The organism is Acidovorax sp. (genome assembly GCF_046339755.1).
Taxonomy (GTDB): domain Bacteria; phylum Pseudomonadota; class Gammaproteobacteria; order Burkholderiales; family Burkholderiaceae_C; genus Acidovorax.
The window spans coordinates 60,927-70,246 of the sequence record NZ_JBKDTZ010000201.1; the positions used below are offsets into that span (position 1 = coordinate 60,927).

The window sequence follows — 9,320 nt, forward strand, 5'->3', positions numbered from 1 at the left end:
GCATAGTGCCGTGCGTGCGGCGGCCCCACAGCCCCCCATCGAAGTGGTCGCCATGCACAGCCATGGTTGCGCAAGCTGCGCAGCGCGCGTGCAGTGATCGGCAATGCCGCTCACCTCGCAAGACCCGCAAGATTGCCGAACCCGAGCAGGAGTGCTGTCACTACCACCACAAGGACGAGGCTGCCCAGTGCCAGCAGGCACAAAGCCTTGAAGTTTCTGAAGCGACCACTGCACATCGAGGGGATCGCCATGGCGATCAGCGGGCATGTTGCAAGATAGGCGAGCACATTCGCCACGACGACGAGCGTGCTCGCATCGCCGCCATTCCAGTCCCCAAAAACGGGGTCCCGGACCACGGAAAAAATCCCGAACACACCGATCAGCCAGACAACCCCCATGCAACCGCCCAGCAGCACGCAATATCGGTTCTTCACGGTCCTGGCAGTTTGCGGCATCGGGCCTGGGGGTGCATTGCACTGTGTCAATTCAAAAAGGGCGGGGCCGAGACGAATGCTTCGGAGCTCGTGGGTCACGCTTGAGTTGGGGGCCGGCACCCACCGGGTCAATGGTAAAGCAGCTCCCAGTGGACAAGAGTGGCCGACAGAATTCAAAGGCCACGCGCCAGCCTGGCCATGCAGGCGGTCAGCCTTGGGTCTTCTTCCGCAAGGTGAACGCCCAGATCACCCAACCGATGCCTGCAGTTGCGGCAAGGCCCGCCACCCCGAGAGCGGTGCGTTGCGCAACTGCAGGGAGTGCGTTGACCATGCTGGCGCCCAGCTCGCAAGCCAGCTTGCGAGGCTGTACTGGACACTGGATTTTTGCGGGACCCGGTTCCAGGATCAGCGGCACCGACCCGTAAACCAGCATTCCCGCCATCGCCAGCAACAACAGCGCCGCCAGCCCTCTGAAGAAAGTCCGAACCTGGGTTTGGTCGGGATCAAGTTCGGGCGGAATCATGGGTTGCGATGGAGGCGGGTTGTGGGTGTGCCGGCGCGGCTGGTGTATCCGAGTGCAATGCGGCGCACCACGCTCAATTTGCGGTGCAACCCATCCATGCATCGGTGGTTTGCTTGCATCGACGATAAGCGAAAAATGCCCAACCCATACGGATGTACCCCACACCCGTTTGGTGCATTGATGGAGGGTATGCCGCACGCAGAGTGCAACTGCAAAAGCCGCTGAATTTGCCCAAGGAGATGCCGGATGCGAACCCAACACGGAATGATGGAGGGCCCAGTCCCCACGCGGTCGCCAGCGCCTCCTTCACGCAGCCCTCACACACTTCATCCTCGCCTCACCGGCGGCCCGGACACTTTTTCTTTTCGCGGGCACTACCGCCGTACGGTGGCAACCGCCTTGGATCGCCACCTGGAAGAACGAGACCCAGTGAACCTTGCACATGCACGTGGACATGCACCTTCGGCGTCCGGCGCTGCCGCCGGCAACCCCGCCCATGCACTGCGCCTGACGCGCGGCATCGCGCTGGCCTGGATTTGCGTCTGCGCCGCCAACCCGTTGTTCCATGCCGTGGGCTGGACGGCGTTGAACAAGGAGGTCCGGGCAACCGATCCGCTCGCCTCGTGGCTTGCGTCCGCGTTGATCCCGTTGGCGGCCCTGGCTTTGGCCGCGCCGCTGCTGTTGCACACCCTGGTGCTGCGGCGGATGCTGCCTGCGCGGCCCTGGTGGCGCATTGCGATCGCCATGTTCCTGGCGTGGATGGCCGGGGCGATTGCGGTCGGGCCCCTGCTGCATATGGCACTGGCGCTGGTGCGCAGCATGCAGTCGCTGGCACGGGTGCAGGGGGGCGACCTCACCGCCCTGCCGTGGATGTCGGCGGCCGGCCTGCTTCCGATACTCGCCGTGAGCGGGGTGCTGCTGCCCGCCTGGGTATTCGCCCGCATGGCCCATGTGCGCCCGGCGGTCGCATTGCGCGCAGTCATCGGGGCCAGCCTGGTCGTCGCCCCCTTGTGGGTTCTCTGGGCGCAGGCCGGGGTGGACGTCGAGCTGCTGTCCCGCAGCGCCATGAATGGCTGGACCTGGCAAAAGCGCGCCTCGGCGGTGCTGTCCCAGGCCCTCGCGCAGGCCATCTGGGCCGCTGCGGCGCTGCTGATCTTTGCGCGTGGCGTGGGTGCACCGCAAGCCCCGTGGCTGCAGTCACCGGGGCAGTACCGCAGGCTGGCGGCGGCTGCCTTGGTAGGCGCGGTGCTGGTGCCTGTGGTGGTGGCCGCGCTGGGGCCACGTGCGGCCGAGCGGCTGCAGTTGGCCGTGCAACGGGCATTCTCACCCCCACCAGACCGCGATGAATCCGAGGGCGAACCGCTGCTGCAATACGCCTACATTGTTCCGGTGCGGGTGCGCGAGACGCCACGCAGGGCGTCGGTGTCGCCCGACGGCCGCTGGATCATCGCGGTGGCACGCGACCGCCAAGTCATCGCCATCGATGCAGCCACGGGTGCCATCGCGCACCGGCTGCAGGGCGGACTGGGTGCGCATGAATCACCCGATTGGGCCTGGAGCCCAGATGGGCGTTGGCTGGCGCTGCGCACGCAAGGGGATCGGGCGGCTGGTGCGCGCAGCCGCCACCAGGCCGCGCTGCGGTTGTATGCCGTGCCGGGCTTTGTGCCGGCCGGCGAGCACCGCCACACGGGCGACGAGTGCCATGCCGATTCCGTATCCTTCCAGGATGCCGTGCAATTCACGCAGGATGGCGCCACCCTGTGGTTCGCCTGTGGATCGGAGTACCGGCCCACGGCGGCCAACCTGCTCGCGGTGGAGCTACAGGTGCCGTCGCTGAAGGTGCTGGCGCAGCGCCGCTATGGCGATGCGGCGCCATGGCATGTGAGGGGATTGAAGCAGGTGGGTGGATCGGTCTGGTCCTGGCACACCGACCAGCAGCCTCCCTATGTGCGCTTTCGCGACCTGGCCAGGGACGATGTGCCCATCGTGCTGCAGCCCCCGCCCGATGGGCCGGGCCTCCCGCCGGATGGAACACTGCAGGGCTTCGCATTCGACCAGGCCCAGGGCGTGGCCCGCTTCAACGCCTGGAAGGAGGAGCGCCAGCGGCTGCGAACCTTCGACATGCGCACGGGCCGCATGGTGTCGCTGGTGGATGGCCCTTTGCCCCCGGGCCATGCGGGCTACAGCATCGAGTCCATTGCCAGCGGCTTGCGGGTGGAGCGCCGCGCGCACCCGGCGTCGCGTGCCGGCGAACTGCTCGCCGTGGACGCTGCCAGCGGCCGGGTGCGCCAGCGCATCCGCACCGTGGTGCAGTACCCCCTGGCCTTCAGCCCCGATGGCCGGCTGCTGGTGACCCAGGCGCAGGACGAGCTACGGGTGTACAGGGTGCAGCAGGCACCTGGCCACCAGGTTGCGGGGCTCAGCCATTCACCAGCAGATGCTTCCACGCAAACCCCTGCGGATTCCAGTGGCTCACATAGCACCCCGGGAAGTTGTGCGTCACCTGCAGCGAGGCATTGCGCCGCATCTGGTCCAGCTGCCGGTACTGGGCTTCGGTGAGCTGGGTGTTGCGCAGCACCAGGGACCAAAGCTTCTCGCCCATGGCCGACTGGAGCAGCGCTTCGTAGTCCTCGAACGGCGTGGCGAGCCAGTCACCCTCGGGCTGCATGAACGGGCCCAGCACGTCGCTGAAATCGAGCTGACGCAGGGCAGGGTACTGCGCCGCATGCCGCGCCAGGTGGCCGATGAAGCCGTTGGGGTTGTGGCCGGCGCCGATCTTCAGGCGCTGCAGCGCAGGCAGTGGCACCTTGAAGAAGTCCGGCTCGGGCGCCTGCGGCAGCTCCAGCGATTCCAGCGCAGGCATTAGCGCGACCAGCCGCCCCACATCGCCCGCATCGTCGAGGATCTCGCCCTCGCGCACGATGCACACCTCGTTGTGCGCCGTGTTGTCCGCCTGCGGGATGGCCAGGTGGCGCAGGTGCGGGAAGGGCACCTCCCGCTCGATCAGCGGCGTGAACACCCATTCGCGCGTGCCGTTGGCGCCCTCGTCGGGCCCGGTGAAGGTCAGCGCATGCAGGGCCTTGGCAACGGCGGGCTCGGCCAGCGTGTCCAGCAGCTCGGCAAAGACGGGTTGCTCCGTGTCGCGCGTGCTTGCGGCCGGGCCGTGGTAGTGCACATGCCAGCGATCGCCGATGGGCGCGAACATCAGCTGGTGGCTGGCCTCCAGGGTGGCGGGGACGGCCTCCACTTCTTCTTCGCCGTCTTCGTCATCGTCGTAACTGCCCTCTGCGTCCGCCTGGCGTTGTTCGGCGTCGAGGTCGGCCAGGCGCTGTTGAAGGGCGAGCAGGCGGTGCAATACGGGGGAGGTTGCCATGGTGTCGTTAGTGAAAAGATGCGAAGGCTTTGCAGTCTAGCGGGCTGCCGCCGGGCCCCAGGGCCTTGTCCTCAGTCCATGCAAGGCCTGGCCTGATGGCGAAGGCCTGCCTGCATTCGGGCAATCCGCTCTCTGCGTTGCATCCGGCCTGCGCCCAGGTGTCGATACAACACACGATTTTCGAAAATATAGCTGGCGTTTGTCGAGAGTTCTGATTAGATGTGGGGTACAGGACTCCCTGTGTCAGCCACCGCTGCTTCGCTCTTGCGCGGCCCAACAACACATAACCGCGAAAGATGCCATGCCGACCACTGCACAGGAGCAGAAGCTCCTCATCAAGCTTGTCATCAGCTTGTTCGGCATTTCCCCTGGGCATGCCTATCTGCCGGTGGTGGAAAAGGGCTTTGAGGACCTGGGCCGCAGCGTGCCCGATACGGTGGCGGCGCTGGCGTCGCTGCCCCAGTTCCAGGCGCGCTACCCCGCGGGCATGACGGGCGAAGCGTTCGCCACCAAGTTCCTCGCCAGCATGGGCCTGCAGGCCGATGCGCCGCTGCACCGCCTGGCGGCAGACCTCTTCAACGACGGGGTGTCGCCGCAGCAGATCATCTTTGCCGCCGTGCAGGCCCTGGATTCTCCCACGCTGCCGCCGCAGTACGCTGTCGCGCGCGCGCTGCTGGAGAACAAGGCCGAGGTGGCCTACTACCACTCCCAGGTGCTGGGCCGTACGGAGACCGATTTCACGGCCCTGGCCAAGGTGCTGGAGAACGTGACGCAGGACCCGGCCTCGGTGGCCGCGGCCAAGCGGGTGCTCGATCAACCGCTGGTGCCGGATACAGGCGGTGGCGGGCCGCCACCGGTGTTCGCGGTGACCAAGAGCGCGGGCAACATTGCATCCTTCACCAGCGCGGGCACGCAGATCGATGTGACCGAGGCGGGCGGCACCTTCACCTTCACCAGCAGCGGCGGCAGCGTGGGCACCGCCACGCTGGCGGGCCCGCTGGCCGGCATCGCCGTGCCCACGGGTTCCACCCTCAGCATCAGCAGTGCGCTGGCAAGCGGCAAGGCCTTCTCCGGCGCGGGCACCGCCCTGGTGGTGGCCCTTGCCGGTGGTGAAGACCTCACCACCTTCACCGGCACCGGTGTCGGCGGCTTTGCGCTGACCAGCGGGCAGAACTACACCCTCACCGCCGCGCAGGCAGCCGTGGGCCGCATCGGCACCACCGGCGCGGCAGGCACGCTGACCGACCCGGGCACCACCACCGTGCGCGACACCCTGGCCGCCCTGGGCGGCGGCGTGGCCGCCACCTTGAAGGCCCACGGCGCGGACAGCGTGATCGCCAGCGCCGCGCCCAGCGATGTTTCGGCCATCTCGGCTGCCGGCATCGACAGCATCGTGCTGGCGGCGGGCAGCTACAGGCTCACGGCCGCCCAGGCGGCACTGGTCGATGGCACCACGGGCAGCCAGACGCTGACCGTGACCACGCTGGCCAGCGGTGTGCTGGCCGCCAGCGTCGAAAACTTCGTGCTCGGCAACTTCGCCAACAGCGTGACCCTGGGCGCGGCAACGCAGAACGTCAGCGCCCCGGCCGGCACCGCGACCACGCTGGCCATTGCGGGTGCTGCACCCACCGGCACCTGGGCACTGGCCAATGGCTCCGATGTGGTCGTCGCGACCAATGGTGCGAACATCTCCAGCGTCAACGGCGGCGCCGCCACCACGGCAGAAAGCCTCACGATGACCGGCGGCATCACCATGACGCAGGCCCAGCACGAGGCGCTGGCCAGCATTGCGGCGCCCGGCTCTTCGGACAGCGTGACCATCATCAACAGCGGCACGGTCACCGCCCGCGCGGACGTGGAAACCTACCAGGTGGGGAACTCCGGCACCCCGAACACCGTCCTCATCGCGCTTGGCACCACCAACGTGACCGGCGGTTCGGGTAGCGTGACACTGCTCATCGACCCCGGCCTGGCGCTCACCGGCAACTACAGCCTGAACACCGCTGCCGACGCGATCAACGCGGGCAACGGCGTGAACCTCTCGGGCGTGAACGGCGGGGGCGCCACCTCGGCCGAGATCCTCACCATCAACGGCGCGATCAGCATGTCGCGGGCGCAGCACGCGGCGTTCACCACCATCGGTGCCACCGGCGGATCGGACGAGGTGACCGTCACCACGGGCGGGGCGGTCACCGCAAAGGCCGGCATCGAAACCTACCAGCTTTCCGCAGGCGGCTCCAACGCGCTGACAGTGGCTGGGGGCACATCCAACATCATCGGCGCAGCGGGCAACGCCACCACGGTTGATGTGGGCAGCAACATCGTCACCGGCACCTGGGCGCTGGGCAACACCGCCGACACCATCGTCGGCGGCAGCAGCGCCGATTTCTTTTTCTATGCCGATGCGGCCTCGTTCATTTCCGGCACTGCCGTAGTCGACAGCATCGATGGCGGCGGCGGCACCGATGCCATCACCGTCCGCGGCGCGTTCAGCGTTGGCATCACGCAGTCGCTCGCGCGCATCACCAATGTGGAGGCGCTGCGCAGCGAAGCCAACGGGGGCGCCGCGCACAACTATGCGCTGTCTTTCCAGTCGGACACCAACCTCGGCTCCATCACCCAGATCGACCTGGTGTACGACCAGGCCAGCGGCTCCACGGCGACCGTCGACCTCTCTGGCGTCACCCGCGCGATGGTGGTGACGGGTGTGTACCAGGGCAACAACACCATCACGGGCGGATCGGGCGCGGACACGCTGTCGGGCGGCCGGGTCAACGACACCTTCCGCGGCGGCGGCGGCAACGACACCATCACCACCTCCATCGCCGGCACCGCCACCTATGTCTTCGAGGCAATGGGCTCTGCCAATGGCTCGGACACCCTGACTGGCGTGCGCAATGGCGGCAGGTTCGATTTCTCGGGGTTTCTCGGCACAGCGGGTGTGGTGCAGACCGCAGCGGTGGACTCGAACGTCAATTCCGCAGGCCTGGACCTCACGGCCGGCAACAACATCGGCGTGCGTTACGGAACCTCCTCGCTTGGCTCGTCCGACATCCTGCTGGCGACCAATAACGCCGTGGCCGGCGAGGTGGCCGTGGCCGACAACGGCAAGGTGGTAGTGTTCTCGTTCTCGGGCGCCAGCACGGGCAACAACGCGAATGGCTCCATCTACTACGTGCAAGACGTGGACAGCACGGTGGGGGTGCAGAGCTTCGCGGTAACGCTGGTCGGTACCATGAGCGGCAGCGCCGTCACCATCGGAAATGTCGTGACTGCGATTACCTACCTCTAGGCGCGGCACGCCGCCCGGCCTGCGTCACGGCGGCCAGCCTGCTCGCACGGCGGCTGAAGTCCCGTCGCTGCGGGTACTGGCCCGCAACGTGTCCTGTGCCGCCTGCGCCTTGTGTGATGCTCAGCCGTTCACCAGCAGATGCTTCCACACGAACGCCTTCGGGTTCAGTGGCTCACATAGCACCCGGGAAATCTGTGTGCCACCTGCAGCGACACGCTTGCGGCCGGGCCGTGGTAGTGCACATGCCAGCGATCGCCGATGGGCGCGAACATCAGCTGGTGGCTGGCTTCCAGGGTGGCGGGGGCGGCCTCCACTTCTTCGTTGCCGTCTTCGTCATCGTCGTAACTGCCCTCTGCGTCCGCCTGGCGTTGTTCGGCGTCGAGGCCGGCCTAGCGCTGTTGAAAGGCGAGCAGGCGGTGAAGAGCAGTGGTGGATGGGGCCATGGTGCCTTGGGTGAAAGAATGCGCAGGCCCCGCAGTCTAGGGCGACGCTGAACAAGTCCCTCGCGCGCCGCGCGCCCCGCTTTGGGCGGTCTGCGTCGGCGCAAATGCTCGCCATAGCACTGGCTATGGCTGCGCTTTGCGCCTAGCAGCCCATCCCAAATCAGGGCGCGCGCCATCGCGAAGACTTATTCAGCGTTGCCCTACAGCGCCCAGCTGCCGTGCTGGTTACGATGCGTGACTGGCGCGGCATCGCCGGGCTGTATCACCCGGCCGCCTGCTTGGCGCTGTCCCGAATGCTCTCCGCCGTCTGGTTGAACAGCACCTTCTTCTGCTCGTCCGTCATGGGCTTGCGCAGGTCCTTGAGCAGGTCCAGGCCGCGCTGCACGGCGGGGCGCTCCATCAAGGTGTCGTGCCAGCGCTTGAGGTGCGGAAACGGTTCCAGCGGGATCTCGAAGGCCACGTGCGAGCGGATCCACGGCAGGCTGGCCATGTCGGCTATCGAGTAGTCGTCGCCCGCCACGTAAGCCCCCGTTCGCGCGAGCTGACCGTCAAGCACGCCGTACAAACGGTTCACTTCCTTGCCATAGCGGTCGATGGCGTAGGGCACCTTCTCGGGCGCGTAGTTCTTGAAATGCCCGTTCTGGCCCGACATGGGGCCCAGGCCCCCCATCTGCCACATCAGCCACTGCATCTGCGCATAGCGCTGGCGCAGGTCGGTGGACCAGAATTTTCCGGTCTTCTCGGCCAGGTACATCAGGATGGCGCCGCTCTCGAACACCGACACCGGCGCCCCGCCGCCCGGCGGCGCGTGGTCCACGATGGCCGGCATGCGGTTGTTGGGGCTGATGGCCAGGAAGTCGGGCTTGAACTGCTCGCCCTGGCCAATGTTCACCGGCAGGGTGCGGTAGGGCAGGCCGCATTCCTCGAGCATGATGGAGATTTTCCAGCCATTGGGCGTGGGCCAGTAGTGCAGGTCGATCATGGAGAGCGCTTCATCGGAAATGGAAGGAAGCGGCAGCGTAGCAGCCTTGGGCGTGGGCTGCAGGGCTGCACAGCAAGACCCTGCTTTGCATGCTCAGGAGGCAACCGCCACAGGCCACACCGGCACCCGCAGCAGCGGGTGGTCCTGCAAGGCCTCGGCAAGGAAGTCCACAAACACCCGGACCGGCGCGGGCAGGTGCTGGCGGTCGCGAAAGCAGGCAAAGAACTCCAGCGGCTCCGGGTCGGCCAGCGTGCGCGTGCGACTGATGTTGCC

6 protein-coding genes and 1 pseudogene are annotated in these 9,320 nt (G+C 67.0%); 3 read left to right on the top strand and 4 right to left on the bottom strand.

Annotated features, from left to right (window positions below; genetic code table 11):
* Positions 1 to 110 precede the first annotated feature (110 nt).
* Both ACK59X_RS16710 and ACK59X_RS16715 read right to left on the bottom strand, forming a co-directional pair.
* Complete coding sequence (locus ACK59X_RS16710; RefSeq protein WP_409958946.1) at positions 111 to 455, bottom strand: hypothetical protein; 345 nt, start codon at positions 453 to 455, stop codon at positions 111 to 113.
* Between the two features lie 187 nt (positions 456 to 642).
* A complete protein-coding gene (locus ACK59X_RS16715; protein ID WP_409958948.1) occupies positions 643 to 957 on the bottom strand; it encodes a hypothetical protein in 315 nt (104 codons plus the stop codon).
* A gap of 429 nt (positions 958 to 1,386) precedes the next feature.
* Here ACK59X_RS16715 and ACK59X_RS16720 point away from each other — a divergent pair, with 429 nt between their 5' ends.
* From ACK59X_RS16720 to ACK59X_RS16730, 3 genes are all read left to right on the top strand, one after another.
* A complete protein-coding gene (locus ACK59X_RS16720; RefSeq protein WP_409958950.1) occupies positions 1,387 to 3,516 on the top strand; it encodes a hypothetical protein in 2,130 nt (709 codons plus the stop codon).
* Positions 3,517 to 4,631: 1,115 nt separating this feature from the next.
* The gene (locus tag ACK59X_RS16725; protein WP_409958951.1) at positions 4,632 to 7,622 is read left to right on the top strand and encodes a beta strand repeat-containing protein; all 2,991 of its coding nucleotides are present in this window, start codon (positions 4,632 to 4,634) and stop codon (positions 7,620 to 7,622) included.
* Positions 7,623 to 7,864: 242 nt separating this feature from the next.
* Positions 7,865 to 8,116 carry a hypothetical protein gene (locus ACK59X_RS16730; protein WP_409958953.1) on the top strand — a complete coding sequence of 84 codons (252 nt, stop codon included), beginning with the start codon at positions 7,865 to 7,867 and terminating at the stop codon, positions 8,114 to 8,116.
* 211 nt (positions 8,117 to 8,327) lie between these two features.
* On the opposite strand, the gene ACK59X_RS16735 is transcribed toward ACK59X_RS16730, so the two are convergent.
* Together ACK59X_RS16735 and ACK59X_RS16740 are read right to left on the bottom strand one after the other, a co-directional pair.
* Positions 8,328 to 9,047, bottom strand: a complete 720-nt coding sequence (locus ACK59X_RS16735) for a glutathione binding-like protein (RefSeq protein WP_409958955.1) — start codon at positions 9,045 to 9,047, stop codon at positions 8,328 to 8,330.
* Positions 9,048 to 9,140: 93 nt separating this feature from the next.
* Positions 9,141 to 9,320 (bottom strand): annotated as a pseudogene (locus ACK59X_RS16740) (LysR family transcriptional regulator); the annotation flags it as partial.